The organism is Stenotrophomonas sp. HMSC10F06 (genome assembly GCF_001807865.1).
GTDB classification, from domain to species: domain Bacteria; phylum Pseudomonadota; class Gammaproteobacteria; order Xanthomonadales; family Xanthomonadaceae; genus Stenotrophomonas; species Stenotrophomonas bentonitica_A.
The window spans coordinates 192,282-207,261 of sequence record NZ_KV791259.1 but is presented as its reverse complement, the minus strand read 5'-3'; the positions used below and the strand labels follow the sequence as shown (position 1 = coordinate 207,261).

At 67.9% G+C, this 14,980-nt stretch carries 17 protein-coding genes; 7 read left to right on the top strand and 10 right to left on the bottom strand.

Annotation, left to right across the window (positions count from 1 at the left end; all coding sequences use genetic code 11):
* Positions 1 to 14: 14 nt before the first annotated feature.
* Positions 15 to 356 carry a hypothetical protein gene (locus HMPREF3113_RS04565; RefSeq protein WP_019183430.1) on the bottom strand — a complete coding sequence of 114 codons (342 nt, stop codon included), beginning with the start codon at positions 354 to 356 and terminating at the stop codon, positions 15 to 17.
* Positions 357 to 480: 124 nt separating this feature from the next.
* Positions 481 to 1,656: a thiolase family protein gene (locus HMPREF3113_RS04560; protein ID WP_019183429.1), complete on the bottom strand. Its 1,176-nt coding sequence runs from the start codon at positions 1,654 to 1,656 to the stop codon at positions 481 to 483.
* A gap of 176 nt (positions 1,657 to 1,832) precedes the next feature.
* Between HMPREF3113_RS04560 and HMPREF3113_RS04555 the strand changes: the two genes are divergently transcribed.
* Complete coding sequence (locus HMPREF3113_RS04555; protein WP_070471032.1) at positions 1,833 to 4,778, top strand: autotransporter serine protease; 2,946 nt, start codon at positions 1,833 to 1,835, stop codon at positions 4,776 to 4,778.
* Positions 4,779 to 4,855: 77 nt separating this feature from the next.
* On the opposite strand, the gene HMPREF3113_RS04550 is transcribed toward HMPREF3113_RS04555, so the two are convergent.
* Positions 4,856 to 5,953: a Glu/Leu/Phe/Val dehydrogenase dimerization domain-containing protein gene (locus HMPREF3113_RS04550; RefSeq protein WP_026069816.1), complete on the bottom strand. Its 1,098-nt coding sequence runs from the start codon at positions 5,951 to 5,953 to the stop codon at positions 4,856 to 4,858.
* Positions 5,954 to 6,241: 288 nt separating this feature from the next.
* Here HMPREF3113_RS04550 and HMPREF3113_RS04545 point away from each other — a divergent pair, with 288 nt between their 5' ends.
* Positions 6,242 to 7,354: an HDOD domain-containing protein gene (locus tag HMPREF3113_RS04545; RefSeq protein ID WP_102788092.1), complete on the top strand. Its 1,113-nt coding sequence runs from the start codon at positions 6,242 to 6,244 to the stop codon at positions 7,352 to 7,354.
* A 1-nt stretch (position 7,355) separates the two neighbouring features.
* Here the strand turns inward: HMPREF3113_RS04545 and HMPREF3113_RS04540 are convergent, their stop codons facing one another.
* The 3 genes from HMPREF3113_RS04540 to HMPREF3113_RS04530 form a co-directional block, all read right to left on the bottom strand.
* The gene (locus HMPREF3113_RS04540; protein ID WP_070471030.1) at positions 7,356 to 8,933 is read right to left on the bottom strand and encodes a phospholipase D family protein; all 1,578 of its coding nucleotides are present in this window, start codon (positions 8,931 to 8,933) and stop codon (positions 7,356 to 7,358) included.
* A 48-nt stretch (positions 8,934 to 8,981) separates the two neighbouring features.
* The gene (locus tag HMPREF3113_RS04535) at positions 8,982 to 9,692 is read right to left on the bottom strand and encodes an rRNA pseudouridine synthase (protein ID WP_019183424.1); all 711 of its coding nucleotides are present in this window, start codon (positions 9,690 to 9,692) and stop codon (positions 8,982 to 8,984) included.
* An 81-nt stretch (positions 9,693 to 9,773) separates the two neighbouring features.
* Positions 9,774 to 10,271, bottom strand: coding sequence for a M48 family metallopeptidase (locus HMPREF3113_RS04530; protein ID WP_019183423.1), 498 nt, complete (start codon positions 10,269 to 10,271; stop codon positions 9,774 to 9,776).
* A gap of 73 nt (positions 10,272 to 10,344) precedes the next feature.
* Here HMPREF3113_RS04530 and HMPREF3113_RS04525 point away from each other — a divergent pair, with 73 nt between their 5' ends.
* On the top strand, positions 10,345 to 10,899 hold the full coding sequence (locus tag HMPREF3113_RS04525; RefSeq protein WP_019183422.1) for a DUF2058 domain-containing protein: 555 nt from the start codon (positions 10,345 to 10,347) through the stop codon (positions 10,897 to 10,899).
* A gap of 109 nt (positions 10,900 to 11,008) precedes the next feature.
* Positions 11,009 to 11,275 (top strand): DksA/TraR family C4-type zinc finger protein, encoded by a 267-nt coding sequence (locus tag HMPREF3113_RS04520; RefSeq protein ID WP_019183421.1) that lies wholly within the window; start codon positions 11,009 to 11,011, stop codon positions 11,273 to 11,275.
* A gap of 76 nt (positions 11,276 to 11,351) precedes the next feature.
* Here the strand turns inward: HMPREF3113_RS04520 and HMPREF3113_RS04515 are convergent, their stop codons facing one another.
* Together HMPREF3113_RS04515 and HMPREF3113_RS04510 are read right to left on the bottom strand one after the other, a co-directional pair.
* Positions 11,352 to 11,933 (bottom strand): mechanosensitive ion channel family protein, encoded by a 582-nt coding sequence (locus HMPREF3113_RS04515; protein ID WP_019183420.1) that lies wholly within the window; start codon positions 11,931 to 11,933, stop codon positions 11,352 to 11,354.
* 80 nt (positions 11,934 to 12,013) lie between these two features.
* Positions 12,014 to 12,205 (bottom strand): hypothetical protein, encoded by a 192-nt coding sequence (locus HMPREF3113_RS04510; RefSeq protein ID WP_019183419.1) that lies wholly within the window; start codon positions 12,203 to 12,205, stop codon positions 12,014 to 12,016.
* Positions 12,206 to 12,340: 135 nt separating this feature from the next.
* Between HMPREF3113_RS04510 and HMPREF3113_RS04505 the strand changes: the two genes are divergently transcribed.
* The 3 genes from HMPREF3113_RS04505 to HMPREF3113_RS04495 are packed head-to-tail and all read left to right on the top strand — an operon-like array spanning position 12,341 to position 14,333.
* Positions 12,341 to 12,925: an RNA polymerase sigma factor gene (locus HMPREF3113_RS04505; protein ID WP_070471028.1), complete on the top strand. Its 585-nt coding sequence runs from the start codon at positions 12,341 to 12,343 to the stop codon at positions 12,923 to 12,925.
* A complete protein-coding gene (locus HMPREF3113_RS04500; RefSeq protein ID WP_070471026.1) occupies positions 12,922 to 13,440 on the top strand; it encodes a hypothetical protein in 519 nt (172 codons plus the stop codon). Before HMPREF3113_RS04505 ends, HMPREF3113_RS04500 begins: the two co-directional genes overlap by 4 nt.
* Before the next feature lie 11 nt (positions 13,441 to 13,451).
* The gene (locus HMPREF3113_RS04495; protein WP_019183416.1) at positions 13,452 to 14,333 is read left to right on the top strand and encodes a DUF4097 family beta strand repeat-containing protein; all 882 of its coding nucleotides are present in this window, start codon (positions 13,452 to 13,454) and stop codon (positions 14,331 to 14,333) included.
* A gap of 45 nt (positions 14,334 to 14,378) precedes the next feature.
* Here the strand turns inward: HMPREF3113_RS04495 and HMPREF3113_RS04490 are convergent, their stop codons facing one another.
* Both HMPREF3113_RS04490 and HMPREF3113_RS04485 read right to left on the bottom strand, forming a co-directional pair.
* Positions 14,379 to 14,558 (bottom strand): hypothetical protein, encoded by a 180-nt coding sequence (locus tag HMPREF3113_RS04490; RefSeq protein ID WP_019183415.1) that lies wholly within the window; start codon positions 14,556 to 14,558, stop codon positions 14,379 to 14,381.
* A gap of 11 nt (positions 14,559 to 14,569) precedes the next feature.
* Complete coding sequence (locus HMPREF3113_RS04485) at positions 14,570 to 14,881, bottom strand: YkgJ family cysteine cluster protein (protein WP_254665239.1); 312 nt, start codon at positions 14,879 to 14,881, stop codon at positions 14,570 to 14,572.
* Between the last annotated feature and the right edge of the window lie 99 nt (positions 14,882 to 14,980).

The following is a 14,980-nucleotide window of genomic DNA, read 5'->3' as shown; positions in this document are numbered from 1 at the left end:
GAAGAAAGAAGTGATTACTTCTTGGCTTCTTCAGCAGCGTCCTTGGCCTGCTCAGCGGTGTTTTCCGCAGTCTTGGCAGCGTCCTTGGCCTGCTCAGCAGCAGCGTCGGTGGCAGCGCCAGCAGCCTGGGCAGCGGCATCAGCCGAAGCGTCAGCAGCGGTGGTGGCGGTGTCAGCAGCAGCCTGGGCAGCGTCAGCAGCCGGGGCGCCAGCAGCAGCGGCCTGGTCAGCAGCGGCCTGGGCGTCAGCGGCGGCTTCGTTGGCCGAAGCGGCGGCGTCAGCAGCCTGCTCCTGCTTCGAGCAGGCGGTCAGAGCCAGGCCCAGGGCCATTGCGATCAGCAGCTTGTTGATGCTCATTGTTGTGAATCCTCGTCGTTAGATTAGGCAACGCGCTATTGCGCGCCCGGCAACATGATGACAAGCCACGATTGGCTGTCAAGCGATCGCGCATTCAGTTTTGAGAAATGCGCGTTAAACCAAATCAAATCAATTCGATAGCGATGGCGGTCGCTTCGCCGCCGCCGATGCACAGGGTAGCAATTCCGCGCTTGGCCCCACGCGTGCGCAATGCGTTCACCAGCGTGACCACCAAGCGTGCGCCCGAGGCACCGATGGGATGGCCCAATGCGCAGGCCCCGCCATTGACATTGACCTTGTCGTGCGGGATGCCCAGCTCGCGGATCGGCGCCATCGCAACCACGGCGAAGGCTTCGTTGATCTCGAACAGGTCCACCTGGTCCAGCGTCCAGCCGGTCTTGTCCATCAGCTTCTGGATCGCACCGATCGGCGCGGTGGTGAACCACTCCGGCGCCTGCGAGTGGGTGGCGTGGCCGACGATGCGCGCCAGCGGCTGCAGGCCGCGGGCGGCGGCATCGTCCTCGGAGAGCAGCACCACGGCAGCGGCGCCGTCGGAGATGCTCGAGGAGCTGGCGGCGGTCACCGTGCCGTCTTTCTTGAAGGCCGGGCGCAGGGTCGGAATCTTGGCGATGTCCGAGCGGCCGGGCTGCTCGTCCTGCGCGTACTCGACCTCGCCCTTGCGGGTGCTGACCTTGACCGCGACGATTTCGCCATCGAAGGCGCCGTTGGCCTGCGCGGCCTGCGCGCGGCGGACCGATTCGATCGCGAAGGCATCCTGGTCCTCGCGGCTGACCTGGTACTTCTCCACGGTGCATTCGGCGAACTCGCCCATGGCCTTGCCGTCGTACGCATTGACCAGGCCGTCGTGGGCCATGTGATCCACGGCCTGGAAGTTGCCGAAGCGGTTGCCGGTGCGCGAGTTGGGGATCATGTGCGGGGCGTTGGACATCGATTCCATGCCGCCGGCGACCACGATGCTGGCCGAGCCGGCCTTGATCAGGTCATGCCCCAGCATGATGGCCTTCATGCCCGAACCGCACACCTTGTTCAGGGTGGTGGCGCCGGTGGACACCGGAATCCCGGCGGCGATCGCGGCCTGGCGGGCCGGCGCCTGGCCGAGGTTGGCCGGCAGCACGCAGCCCATGATCACTTCGGAAACATCCGCGGCCGGTACTCCGGACTGCTCCAGGGCCGCAGCGATCACGGTGGAGCCCAGGGTCGGGGAGGGCACGCCGTTGAACTGGCCCAGGAAGGAGCCGATGGCGGTGCGCTTGGCGGCGGCGATGACGATGTTGGACATGTGCAATCTCTTTGGTGCGTGAGCTAAGAGCGGAATGGGAACGCGGGCGTTGGAAGCCGACGCATTTCCCGGCAGACTGCGTGGGGGTCGGCCCAGTATAGAGGGTCGGCATTGACTGCCGGTGTCTGCCCGGGGGGCAGGCAGGTGGGGAAGGTCCATTCACTAGGGGAACAGGGATGAAGCAGGTTGTGATCGGCAGGTCGGCCTTGGCCGCGGCATTGGCATTGGCACTGAGTGCCTGCGGAGGTGGGGGCAGCAATGTCCGGGGGGATCTGGAGCCGTCGCCGCCCCCGACCACGCCCCCGTCGCCGCCGCCAACGACGCCCCCCACAACGCCGCCCCCCACAACGCCGCCGGTAACGCCTCCGCCTCCGGCCGTCGATGCACACCTGACGGTGATCAATGCGCGCGATGCGCAGTTCACCGGGAAGGGCATCCGCATCGGCGTTGTCGATTCCGGCGTGAGCCGCACCAATCCGGCGGTGTCCGGGCGGGTGGTGTCCAGCCGCGCCTACATCGATCCGCTGGTCAACAATCTCAACATCGATGACGTGGTCGGCCATGGCACGACGGTGGCCTCGCTGGCGGCGGGACGCGCGTTCGGCGCCTGGCCGGGCGGCGTCGCGCCGGAGGCGCTGATCGTCTCGGCACGGATCATCGCCGACAAGCGGCCTGCCGACGATGGCACGGGCAATGGCAACGAAGTGACCGGCGCGCTCGGTCTGGCCGGCGTCCACCAGGATCTGATCACCGACGGTGTGCGGATCATGAACAATTCGTGGGGCGGGCTGTATTGGACCAACACGGCCGCCACCGCACCCATCGCCGCGGAGTATCGCCCGTTCATCGTCGGCCACAACGGTCTGGTGGTGTTCGCGACCGGCAACGAGAGCCGCGCCAATCCGTCCAGCATGGCCGCGCTGCCCAGCCAGCCGGGCCCGGGCAATACCCGGCCGGCGGCGGATCTGGAGCGCGGGTGGCTTGCGGTGACCGCCGTGGACACCAACAAGCCCGATACCCTCGCGTCCTACGCCAATGCCTGTGGTGTGGCAGCCAATTACTGCCTGGCCGCGCCGGGCACGGCCGTCTTCCTCGATCCCAAGAACCCTGGCGGTCCGTTGCTGTACGGGTCTGGCACCTCTTACGCGGCGCCGCTGGTCTCCGGGGCCGCCGCGCTGGTCTGGGAAGCTTTCCCGACGTTGACCACGGACCAGGTCCGGCAGGTATTGCTGGGCACCGCGACCGATCTGGGCGCGGTCGGTACCGATGCGGTCTTCGGGCATGGCCTGCTCAACGTGGGTCGCGCCGTGCGCGGGCCGGGTCGGCTGGACTGGGGCGACTTCCATGCGGCGCTCGGCACCGCCTACACCGTCTGGTGGGGAGGCCTGTCGGGCGCGGGCGGGGTGGTCGTTGACGGCGGTGGCAACGTGGTCGACGGGATCGATGATCCGGGCATGACGCTCGGCGGGGAAAACCGCAATGCCGGGCAACTGCGCATCACCGGCGGGGCGACCGTAGCCATCAACGACCTGTATCAATCCGACATCGTGGTGGACGCCGACTCCTATCTTTACGCCTGGGATGTGATCACCAACGGGACGATCACCAACAACGGCGTCATGCAGATCAACTCCAACGCGAACCCGCGGATCGCAACGCAGTACAACGGCGATCTGTACAACAACGGCATCCTGTTCAACCGCGACCACGCCAACAGCACCCTCAGCGGCAACTTCATCCAGAGCGCGACGGGTGAGTTCTGGATGTTGCTGGGCACCGATCCGCTCCACATCGGCGGCCGGGCGACGCTGGATGGCGGACTGTTCGTCTATGGGTTGGCGGAGGGCTACGTCGCACGGCGGGAGCATGAGGTGCTGGTGGCCGACGGGGGCGTCAACGGACAGTTTTCCTCGCTGGGCTTCAATGCGGCCACGTTGCCACTGCTGCAGGCGACCGTGCACTACGACCCCAACCGCGTGTATCTGGACGTGGAGCCTACGTCGGTCACCACTGCTGCGGCGGCCCGCACATCCGATGTCGGCACACTGGCCTCGGCCGCACGTGTGGAAGCGGCGTTCCAGGCGCTCGATGCGCGCCTGCAGCCGTCGGCACCCTCGACCGCGATCGTGCTGGATCCCGACCTGACTGCAGCGGCGGGGGCGATCCAACAGACGCCCACCGACCAGGCGTTGAGCCAGATGCTGGACAGCTTGTCCGGCAAGGCGCATGGGCTGGCCGCTGCGATGACGTTCGATGCGATCGACATGAACCGTCGCGGTCTGTCGGCGCGTCTGGATGCAGCGATGGCCACGCCCCGTCTGCGCGGCGCATGGCACAGCGCGCTGGGCGAGGCGGGGCAGGGCAGCTTCGCCGGCACGGGGGCGCAGACCCAAGGCTGGATGATGGGTCAGGATCTGGCCTTGGGCAGCAGCGGCATGATGGGCGTCGCCTTCGGCGAGACGCGCAGCAACAGCAGTCGTGACTGGGGCGGTGACCGTGGCCGCGATCGTCAGTCGCAGGCGCAGGTATATGCCGGCTGGAATGTCGGCAACGGCTATGCCATCGGCCAGGTCGGGGTCGGTCAGTTCACCCGCAACATCGACCGGCAACTGCTGCTGGGCGCTGGGCAGTACGGCGTCAACGCGCGTTACGGCGGCCACTTCAGCACCGCCAGCATGGAGTCCGGCTACCGCTTCGGCTCGGCGGTGGCGGGGCTGACGCCCTACCTGGGCGCGGAATACGCCCGCGTGGACAGCGACAGCTTCAGCGAGGACGGCGGCTTTGGCTTCGGCCTGCGCGCCGAAGGCAACGTTGCCAGCCGCAGCCAGGCGCTGGCCGGCCTGCGGGCGGAGACGCGCTGGGGCAGCTGGTCGCTGCGCGGTTACGCCGAGTGGCAGCAACTGCTGTCCAGCACCGGGCTGGATCCGCAGGCGAGCTTCGTCGGCGTGGAGGCCTGGGCACCGTTGGCAGGCCTGCAGCCGGCCCGCTCGGGCGGCTTGCTCGGGCTCTCGGTGGAGTCGTGGCTGAGCCGCAGCAGTCGCCTGGCGTTCGGCTATGACCAGCGCTTCGGCCCGCGCGGCGATCTGCGCCAGGTGCAGCTGCGCTACTCGGCCGGGTTCTGACGGCCGGTCTCACTGCGACGTGTATGAAAAAAGAGGGCGCGATCGATGATCGCGCCCTCTTCGTTTGTCACGCCGGCTCAGTTGCCGCGCAGCGTGCCCCGCCGCGGCGTGCTGCGCCCCAGCGGCATTTTCAGCTTGCCGATGGAGAGGATGCGCGACTCGGCGATCTGGTCGGCGGCGCGTTGCGGGGCGATGCCCTCGCTCTGCGACAGCGCGAAGATGCGGCCGAGGTTGTGGTAGATGCTGCGGATCAGGCGCATCGCGCGCTCACGGTTGTAGCCGTCGATCTCCAGCGAAACGTTCATCACGCCACCGGCGTTGACCGCGTAATCCGGCGCATAGAGGATGCCGCGGGCATGCAGTTCATCACCCACTTCCAGGCTGGAGAGCTGGTTGTTGGCCGTGCCGCAGACGATCCTGCACTTCAGGCGCGGCAACGTGTCCGGATTGATCGCGCCTTCCAGCGCGCACGGCGCGAAGATGTCGGCGTTGACGTCGTAGATGTCCTCCGGCTTGACCGCTTCGGCACCGTACTCGGTGACGGCGCGATCCACGCGCGCGCTGTCCAGGTCGCTGACGTACAACTTGGCACCACGGTCGCGCAGCAGCTTCACCAGTTCCATGCCGATGTGCCCCAGGCCCTGCACCGCGATGCTGGCCTTGCCCACTTCCTCATGGCCCAGCTTGTGCTGCATCGCCGCCATCAGCGCCTGCAGCGCGCCATAGGCGGTGAAGGGGGCCGGGTCGCCGGAGCCGCCATGTACCTGGTGCACGCCGGTGACGTACTCGCTTTCCAGGTAGATGTTCTCCATGTCGTTGACATCGGTGCCCACGTCCTCGGCGGTGATGTAGCGGCCGCCTAGCGAATCGACATAGCGGCCGAACGCGCGGAACAGCACTTCGCTCTTGTCCCGCTTCGGATCGCCGATGATCACCGCCTTGCCGCCGCCCACGTTGAGCCCGGCCAGGGCGTTCTTGTAGGTCATGGTGCGGCTCAGGCGCAGCGCATCGGCCAGGGCCTCGTCGGTGCTGGCGTAGGGACGCATGCGCACACCGCCCAGGGCCGGGCCCAGGGTGGTGTTGTGGATGGCGATGATCGCCCTCAGACCGGCATCGCGGCTGTGGCAGAACACCACTTGTTCGTGACCGGTGGTTTCGAGGGTTTCAAATAACATGGTGGCTCCGATGGTGCGAACGGTGGCGAACAGCGGCGAACGCGCCAGCAAAAGGTGGGTTGTAAAACAAAAAAAGCGACGTCGTCGGGTCTCGGACGGGTCGCGCGGCGCCATTCTAGTCCATTCCGATGGAGGGTGCTGTCAGGGGATCTCCCGTCGCGCTGTCATTAAAGTTGCTGAAGCGCAGGCCGATGCCGTGGCAACGGTGTGGATGGCCGGTCATCGCAGGAAGGATCACGTGGGCGCAGTCGCAACAGGGCAGGTGCGGGACCCGGTGCATCCGGGGCGATGGGCATGAGCGTCGCGATCTGGGTGGGGGTTGCGGTGCTGGTGCTGCTGGGTGGGGTCGCGCTGCTCCGCCAGCGGCGTGTCGCGCCGGTACCCGCGACGGGGCGCGCAGCCGCCACGCAGGCGTGCGGAGCGTTGCCCGCGGGCAGCGTTCCGCCAGGCACCGACCCCGTGGCGGTGCTGCAGGCCGGGCTGCACACGCTGGCGCTGGTGCCCCGCAGTGGCGATGCTGCCGATGCAGCGGCCCCGCACGCGCTTGAGCTGCGCGATGCGGTCACCGCCTCGCTGCTGGCGCGGGACTGGTCGGCCCGCCACCTGCCTCGCCGCCCACAACTGCTGCCGCAGCTGATCCAGACCGTCAACGACAGCGACGCCTCGGCGCGCGCGATGGCCGGGATCATCAGCCAGGACCCGGTGCTGACCGGCAACCTGCTGCGCATCGCCAACAGCCCGGTCTACCGGGTACAGACACGCCCGGTGGAAACGCTGCAGCGGGCCGTCACCCTGGTAGGGACCGATGGCATCCGCCAGATCATCAGCGCGGTGCTGGTGCAGCCGGTGATGCAGCTGCAGTGCGATGCCTTTCCGCAGTTCAGCGCGGTGATCTGGGAGCACGCGCTGCTGGCATCGCGCGCCGCCGCCGATCACGCGCGCACGGTGACCCATGAAGATGGCTTCGCCGCGCAGTGGCTTGGTCTGACCCAGGGCCTGGGGGCGGCGCTGGTGATGCGGCACCTGCTCGATGCCTGCGCCGAGCACGGCGTGGCGGTGCCGCCGCGCGCGCTGGCGGCCGAACTGCTGGACAGCTGGACCCTGCCGGTGGCCAGCCGGATCGCCGCCGCATGGGAGCTGCCCAAGGCCGTGCACGATGCCTTGATCCGCCAGAGCGGCGGTGGGCTGGCGGCCAGCCTGCGCCTGGCGCGCGCGGCGGCCGCGGCCAGCCTGCTGTGCCGCCACGGCCAGATCGGCCAGGCCCAGGCGCTGGCCCTGCTGGAACAGCTGGACGACACGCCGCCGCACGCGCTGCAGTGGATCTGGCGGCGGGTCCACGGCCGGGCGGTGGAGACCGTGGACTGTGACGAGGCCGAGTACGACGTGGCCCGGGCGGGCTGAGCTAGAGCTGCGATTCCAGTGGCAGCCAGCTGATCGCACGCGCGCTGGCACGCAGCCAGAAACCGGCGTCCGGTTCGCGGTACAGCCAGTGCGGCGGCTGTGCATCGCGTTCCAGCCAGCGCACGTCGCCCTCCGGGCCCAGCGCCACCCAGTAACTCTGGCTCGGGCTGGCCAGGCGCAGATACTCCTGGCGCAGTTGCGCGGCAAGCACCGGATCGTTGAACAACACGCCCATCTCGGTGTTGAGGTACGCCGAGCGCGGATCCAGGTTGAACGAGCCGACGAAGCCACGCTGGTCATCGATCATGAACGCCTTGGTGTGCAGGCTGGCCCCGCTGCTGCCGAACAGGCCACCGCCATCCACGTTGCCGCGTGATTTGAGCTCGTACAGCTGCACGCCACTGCGCAGCAGCGGCGCACGGTAGTGCATGTAGCCGCTGTGCACGGCGGCCACGTCGTTGGCCGCCAGTGAGTTGGTGATCACCCCGACCTGGGCACCGCGCGCGACCATTGCGCCCAGCCCTTCGGTGCCGTCCTCGCCCGGGACGAAGTAGGGCGAGATCAACAGCGCCTTGTGCCGCGTGCTTTCCAGTTCCTCCACCAGCCGCGTCACCAGCCAGCCGGCCTGGTCGTCGCGGCGGTGCTTCATCGGCGGGTCCGAGGCGATTTCCACCTCGCCGCTCCAATGCAGGTCCAGTGCATCGCGGTAGTACGAGCGCTGCGCCTGCGAGCGCGCGACCCTCTCCAGGTAGGGCCTGGCACTGCCCAGGCGCGCTTCGTGCTCGCTTTCGCGGATCAGCAGGCGCAGCTGCGGCTCGGTGTAGAACGCCAGCGCGCGGATCGGCACGGCGGTATCACTGTTCCAGTAATCGTCGAAAATGGTGTTGGCCTGCTGTACCGCTTCGCCGGCGACCAGCAGGTCCAGGTCGCGGAAGTTCACGTCCGGGCGCGCGCTGAAATATTCCTCGCCGATGTTGCGGCCACCGACGATCGCCACGCGCCCGTCGGCGATCCACGACTTGTTGTGCATGCGGTGGTTGACGCTGAAAACGCGCTGGACCATCTCGACCAGCCGCCACAGCCCGCTGCGGTTGCGGAACGGGTTGTACAGGCGGATCTCGATGTTGGGGTGCGCATCGAGCGCCATCATCAGCGCGTCCTTGTCCTGGGCATTCATGTCATCGAGCAGGATGCGCACCCGCACGCCGCGCTCGGCGGCGCGGTACAGCTCGTTGGCCATCAGGTGGCCGATCAGGTCGTCCTGCCAGATGTAGTACTGCAGGTCCAGGCTGCGCCCGGCGTGCTGGGTGATCACCGCGCGCGCGGCGTAGGCATCGAGCCCATCGGAGAGGAAGGCCACGCCGGTCTGGCCGGGATGCTCGGCCTGCAGGCGGACCAGCTCGCGATCGATCGCGGTCTGGTCGGCCTGCGTGGGCAGCACCGTGGAGCGCTCGCCGAGCGCCTGCGGGGTAAGGTGATCGGCCAGCAGCAGGCCACTGAGCACCAGCAGCACCAGCAAGGCCACGATGATCCCCAGCCAGCGCAGCAGCCGGCGCCAGAACGGTCTTTTCTCGGTCATGCCCCGATCGTAAGCGGCAGGGGCGTGCAGGGCGAGTGCCGGGGCGGTCTAGAAGCGCTCGTCCGGCGCCAGGTAACGCCACTGGCCCGGGACCAGCTTGCCCATCGCCACGCGGCCGATGCGCAGGCGGCGGATGCTGACGACCTCCAGCCCGACCTGGCGGCACATGTCGCGCAGCTGGCCGGGATGCACCGGCTTGATTGCAAAGCGCAGGCGCGTTTCGTTCTGCCAGCTCACCTTGCACGGTGGCAGCGGCCAGTTGCGGAAGCTCAAGCCATGCGCGAGCCGCTTCATGCCGTAAGGCGCCAGCTCGCCACTTACTTCCACCAGGTACTCCTGCTCCAGCGTCGCGCCGCGGTCCTTCAGGTGCGAGATCACGCGCCCGTCCTGGCTGACCACGACCAGGCCGCTTTCGTCATCGGACAGCGGCATCACCAGTTGCAGGGCGTGGAAATGCCGCTGCAGCAGGGTCACCCCGGTGGCGTCGAGCTCACTGCGGCTTTCCGGTGTCACCAGCGCACACAGTTCGTCCGAACGCATGCCGGCCGGCTTGTGCAGCAGCATGCTCACGGTCTCGGTGCGGGTTGCCTCGGCGTTCTCGCGCAGCACGATCACTTCGTCGGTGACCAGGGTCTGCGGCTGCTCGACCACCTGGCCGTTGACGGTCACCCAGCCGCCCTCGATATAGCGCTGGGCGTCGCCACGGGAGCAGCCGATCAGGCTGGTCAGGCGTTTGTCGAGTCGGATCGGGTCGGTCATGGGGCAGGCAACATAAAACGGGAAGCGGGCGGGGAGTGTACTGGCTGGGGCCCGGCGCTGCGCGATGACGGCGGCCGTGGCTCAGGCCGCGGTGCGTTCCAGGTGGGTCAGGTACAGGCGCAGATCGAACTCCAGCTGGTGGTAATCCGCTTCCATGTGGGTACACAGCTGGTAGAACGCCTTGTTGTGGTCCGATTCCTTCAGGTGGGCCAGCTCGTGCACCACGATCATCTTCAGGAACGGCGCCGGCGCCTCGCGGAACACCGTGGCGATGCGGATCTCCCGGCTGGCCTTGAGCTTGCTGCCCTGTACCCGTGAGACGGTGGTGTGGGTGCCCAGGGCATGCTTGAGCACCTGCAGCCTGCTGTCGTAGATCACCTTGGACAACGGCGCGGACTGGCGCAGATAGCGCTCTTTCAGGCCCTGGGTGTAGTCGTAGAGCTGGCGGTCGTTGCGCACGGTGTGCAGCTGCGCATAGCGGCGCTCCAGCCACGGCCCCAGCCGGTCGCCCGCGATCAGCTCGCGCACCTGCTGCTGCAGGGCGTCGGGATAGCCGGCGAGGTACTTCAGGGCGGTCATGCGGGCGGTTGGGGCGGGGCGGGCAGACCAGTATGATGGCCCCCGGAATCCCGCAACAACAGATGCTAGGCGTATGGCGAAGGCAAATCCCCTCCAGGAGCAGCTGCTCAAGGCTGGGCTGGTCAAGAAATCCCAGGTCTCCCAGGCCGCCCGTGAACAGGTGAAAGCCCGCCACGGCAAGGCCCCGGTCGCGCCCAGCGAAAGCCAGCGCGAGGCCGAGCGCCTGCGTGCGGAAAAAGCCGAGCGTGATCGCGCGCTGGAAGCCGAGCGCAAGGCCAGGGCGCACGCGCAGGAGCTGCAGGCCCAGGTCCGCCAGATCATCGAGGCGCACAAGGTCAAGCGTGAGGGCGAGAGCGAATACCGCTTCAACGACGGCACCGTGATCCGCACCCTGCTGGTCAACAACGTGCTGCGCCGGCAACTGGCCTCGGGCAGCCTGGTGATCGCCCGCCACGGCGAGGGCTTCGAACTGCTGCCCCGCGCGGCGGCCGAGAAGGTCCGTGAGCGCGATGCGAGCGTGATCGTGCTCGACAACAGCCAGCCCGCCGGCAGCGAGCCGAGCACCGGCAACGCCGAGGATGATGCGTACTACGCCCAGTTCCAGGTGCCCGACGACCTGGTCTGGTAAGCGCTGCCTGAAGCGTTCACCCGGCGCCGTGCGCGTTCAGCCCCACGTCGGCTGGCCGCGTCGGGCCGGGTCTATGCTGGTGCCCTGACACCGGCATGGGAGACACATCATGGCGACAGGTTGGGCAGGCGACGGCGCCGTCCAGGATCAGATCGACGCCACCGTCGATGACGCCATCCAGCGGGCCCGCGCACAGCTGCGCGACGGCCCCGGGCTGACCCACTGCGAACACTGCGAGGCACCCATTCCCGAGGCGCGGCGCAAGGCCGTGCCCGGTGTGCGCCTGTGCGTGCGCTGCCAGGAAGAAGAAGACGCCGCCCAGCACGAAGGCAGCGGCTACAACCGCCGCGGCAGCAAGGACAGCCAGCTTCGGTAGGTGCCGACCGTTGGTCGGCACGCAATAACCCATACCGACCAGCGGTCGGTATCTACAACCGGCGTGGCACGCGCCCTCAACCGTCCCCCTGGATTCCGCCCGGTGCCTGCGACGGATCCCGCCAGCGGCGCACGGTGCGCTGGAAGAACATGTTGTTGGGCATCTGCAGCACCGTGCCTTCGTGGCCGCTGCCGGTTTCCTGCAGCGTGGTGTAGATCAGGTTGATGTCGATCACCCGGCCCTTGAGCCCGGGCTTCTCGCCGTTTTCCAGCAGCTCGATGTAATCGTGCAGGCGGAACGGGCGCGTGGTGAAGATCAGCAGCGTGCAGAAAATGTTGGACAACACGCTCCAGGCGGCGAAGAACGCCACCGCGCCCACCGCAGCGAAGCCGGTGAACGCCGTCCACAGTACCGTCGCCGAAACGCCCACGATGTTGAGCACGATCAGCAGTACGGTGAAATACACCACGAAGGTGAACACCCGGCGCGCGCCCATGATCATTTCCGGCGGCAGTGTGTAGTGGTCGCCGACCCGGCGGATCAGGCGCCGGGCGACCAGCCGCAGCAGCCAGGCCACCAGCAGCGTCACCAGGATCTGCAGGGCAGGGACCCCGTAGTGCAGCCATTCGTGGGTCCAGGCGGGCAGATGGTCTTTCATGGGGGCGGAATTCCTTTGCAGCGATAGTGCCGATCCCACCATGGTAATGCCGATGCGCGTCACCGCATCGTGGTATCGGCTTACTGCAGCGGCCTGCCGTACACATCCAATGCAGCAATCATCGCCGAGGCGCACAGCGGCGCGTTCTGCGCGTATTGCACACACACATCGGGTGCTGCGGGCGCCAACGACAGCTGTATCTGCAGCGGGCTCCACGGCAGCGTGCAGCTGGTGGCCAGCGAGAGCAGCACGGCCAGGCAACTGGAAGACATGGGGATACTCCTTGGCGAGCGCCGGTAGTGACATGGGATTGGATGCCGCTGCCACCGGAAAGGTTTAAAGGCCGCGCAGAAAAAGAAATCCAGCGGCGGCTTAAACCTTTTCCGTGCCCCCCGCATCCAACGGATATGCTCGACACGACCATGTCCCCTTCCAGCGCCCAGACCGAGGCCGACGCCGCCGATGACCACGCCCTGGTGCGTGCCGCGGCGGCCGGTGACGTCACCGCGTACGAGCGCATCTACCGGCGGCATTCGCCGCGCGTGTACGCCGTACTGTGGCGGCTGTGCGGCGGCCACGCGGCCCGTGCCGAGGATGCGCTGCAGGAGGCCTTCCTGCAGGCATGGCGCGCCCTGCCGGGGTTCCGCTTCGAAAGCAGCCTGGGCACCTGGCTGCACCGCCTGGGCGTGAACGCGGCACTGATGGAACTGCGCGCCAACGCCACCGGCGATGCGCGCGATGCCGGCGAGGAGGGCTGGGAGTCGCTGGCGACGCTGCCGGCCCAGGACCGCTGCGCCGGTACCTCCATGGACCTGGAGCGCGCGCTGGAAACACTGCCGCCCCGTGCCCGGGCAGTGCTGGTCCTGCACGACATAGAAGGCTGGAAACACCAGGAAATCGCCGACCAGCTGCAGATGGCGGTCGGCAGTTCCAAAGCACAGTTGCACCGTGCGCGTGGCCTGCTGCGCGCGCGCCTAGGAGAAACCGCATGAGCCCCCATGATTCCGATGACAACGCACTGAGCGCACGGCTGCGCGCCCTGCCGGCCGAGCGTCTCCCGCCGGCACGGGTGTGGCAGGGCATTGCCGCACAGTTGCCGGCGCAGACCCCGGCCCCGACCCCGGCGGCCGCCGTGGCAACGCTGTCGACACGCCGCCGGCGGGAGCGCTGGCCGCTGCGCATCGGGCTCGGCCTGGCCGCCGCGCTGGCGCTGCTGATGGTGGTGCCGACGCCGGTCCCGCATACGCCGGCACCCTCGTTGCTGCAGCGCCAGGCCGACGCCATGGCCGGTGAATACCAGCAGGCCATCGCCGCCTTGCCCAGTGACGGTGTCACCGAGGAGTGGCGCCCGGCCCTGCACGAACTCGATGCCAGTGCGGTCAACATCCGCGCCGCCATCGCTGAAAACCCCCGCTCGGGCTATCTGCTCGGGCAACTGCAGCGCACCTACGCGCTGCGCCTGCAACTCACCCAGCAGGCGGTGTTCTCCGCCGGCCTGCCCACCTGAAGGAGATCCCCATGCGTAGTCCTCTGTCCCTGATCGCGGCCCTGGCGCTGTGCCTGCCGCTGGTCGCCCAGGCCGCCACCAGCGTCAATGAGCGCCATCCACTGGGCGCCGGCGGGCGCGTGGAAATCAGCAACATCGCCGGCAAGGTCACCGTGCGTGGCTGGGATCGCAACGACGTGGCACTGACCGGTTCGATGGCCGACGGGCTCACCCTCAAGCAGGACAGGAGCAGCAACCGCGTGCGCTGGGAAGTGGAGTATCCGCGCGGCCGCAGCAACGGTGGGGCCACGCTGGAGCTGCGCGTTCCGCGCGCGGTGGAAGTGCAGCTGGGCACCGTCAGCGCCGACATCGACGTGGCCGACATCGACGTGCGTCGCCTGCAGGCCAACAGTGTCAGCGGCAGCATCACCGCGGCCGGGCGCAGCGGAGAAACCACCTTGAACACGGTCAGTGGCGGCATCCGCTCGCAGGTGCAGACCCCGCGGCTGGACGCGCGCACGGTCAGTGGCCAGTTGCTGGCGGGCGGCGGTGCCTCGGGCGAGGTGGCGGCCGAATCGGTCTCCGGCCGGGTCAACGTTACTGCCGGGCGGATCCAGCGGCTGGCGGTGGAAACCGTCTCGGGCAGCCTGGACGTGAGCGCGACCGGCATGGCGCCGGGCGGCAAGGTGACGATGCAGACGGTCAGCGGATCGGTCGCGCTGAAGCTGCCGGTGAATGTCTCGGCGCAGCTGAACGTCAAGACGTTCAGTGGGGGTATCCAGTCCGATGCCGGGCAGGTGGAGAAGCCGCGCTATGGTCCGGGCAGCAGCCTGGATGCGCGTCTGGGCTCGGGCGATGGGGATATTTCGATCAACTCCCATTCCGGGAGCGTGCGGGTCAGCCTGGGCCGCTGAGTGCGGCCACCGCACCGGCCGATGCCGGTGCGGTCGGCAGCAACGTCAGCCGGCTTTTTTCAGCGCCAGGGTATTGCCCAGCACTTCGATCTTGCCGCCACCTTTACGGAAGGCAGCCAGATCCGCAGCGATGCTCTGGCTGCTGACGGCGGAGTTGGACCCTTGCTTGCGGTCGACGCGAACGGTGTTGCTTGCCTTGGGGGAGGTCTTTGGCGTACGAGCCATGGATGCTCCTGCTATGGATGAAGCGTGGAAGAAAACGTCGACAGATCCTGCTGTTGTCGACGGTAGTCCTGCCGCACGAGGCGGCAATCATCGCCGCCCATGTCGAACTGGCGGCAGATCGCGGGTCGCTGCGAGTAGATCGTGCAGCGCAGGTGATACGGGTCGATCGCGGCGCACCAGCCTTCTTCGTTGCGTGCCATCACCGTGCCGCCACGCGCATCGGTGTCCAGCAGGTAGCCGGGCACGTTGTCGTCAGGCATGACGGTGACGGTGAGCCGACAACACACCGCATCGCAACGACGGCAGTCGATGGGGTCGGGCACGGACGATGTAAGGAGTGCAGCCAGGCGTTCGCCCAATCTGAAGATCTCTTGGCGGCTCGGGGTGCAGCAGGCTGTGAACGAGCCGGATCACAGCGATGA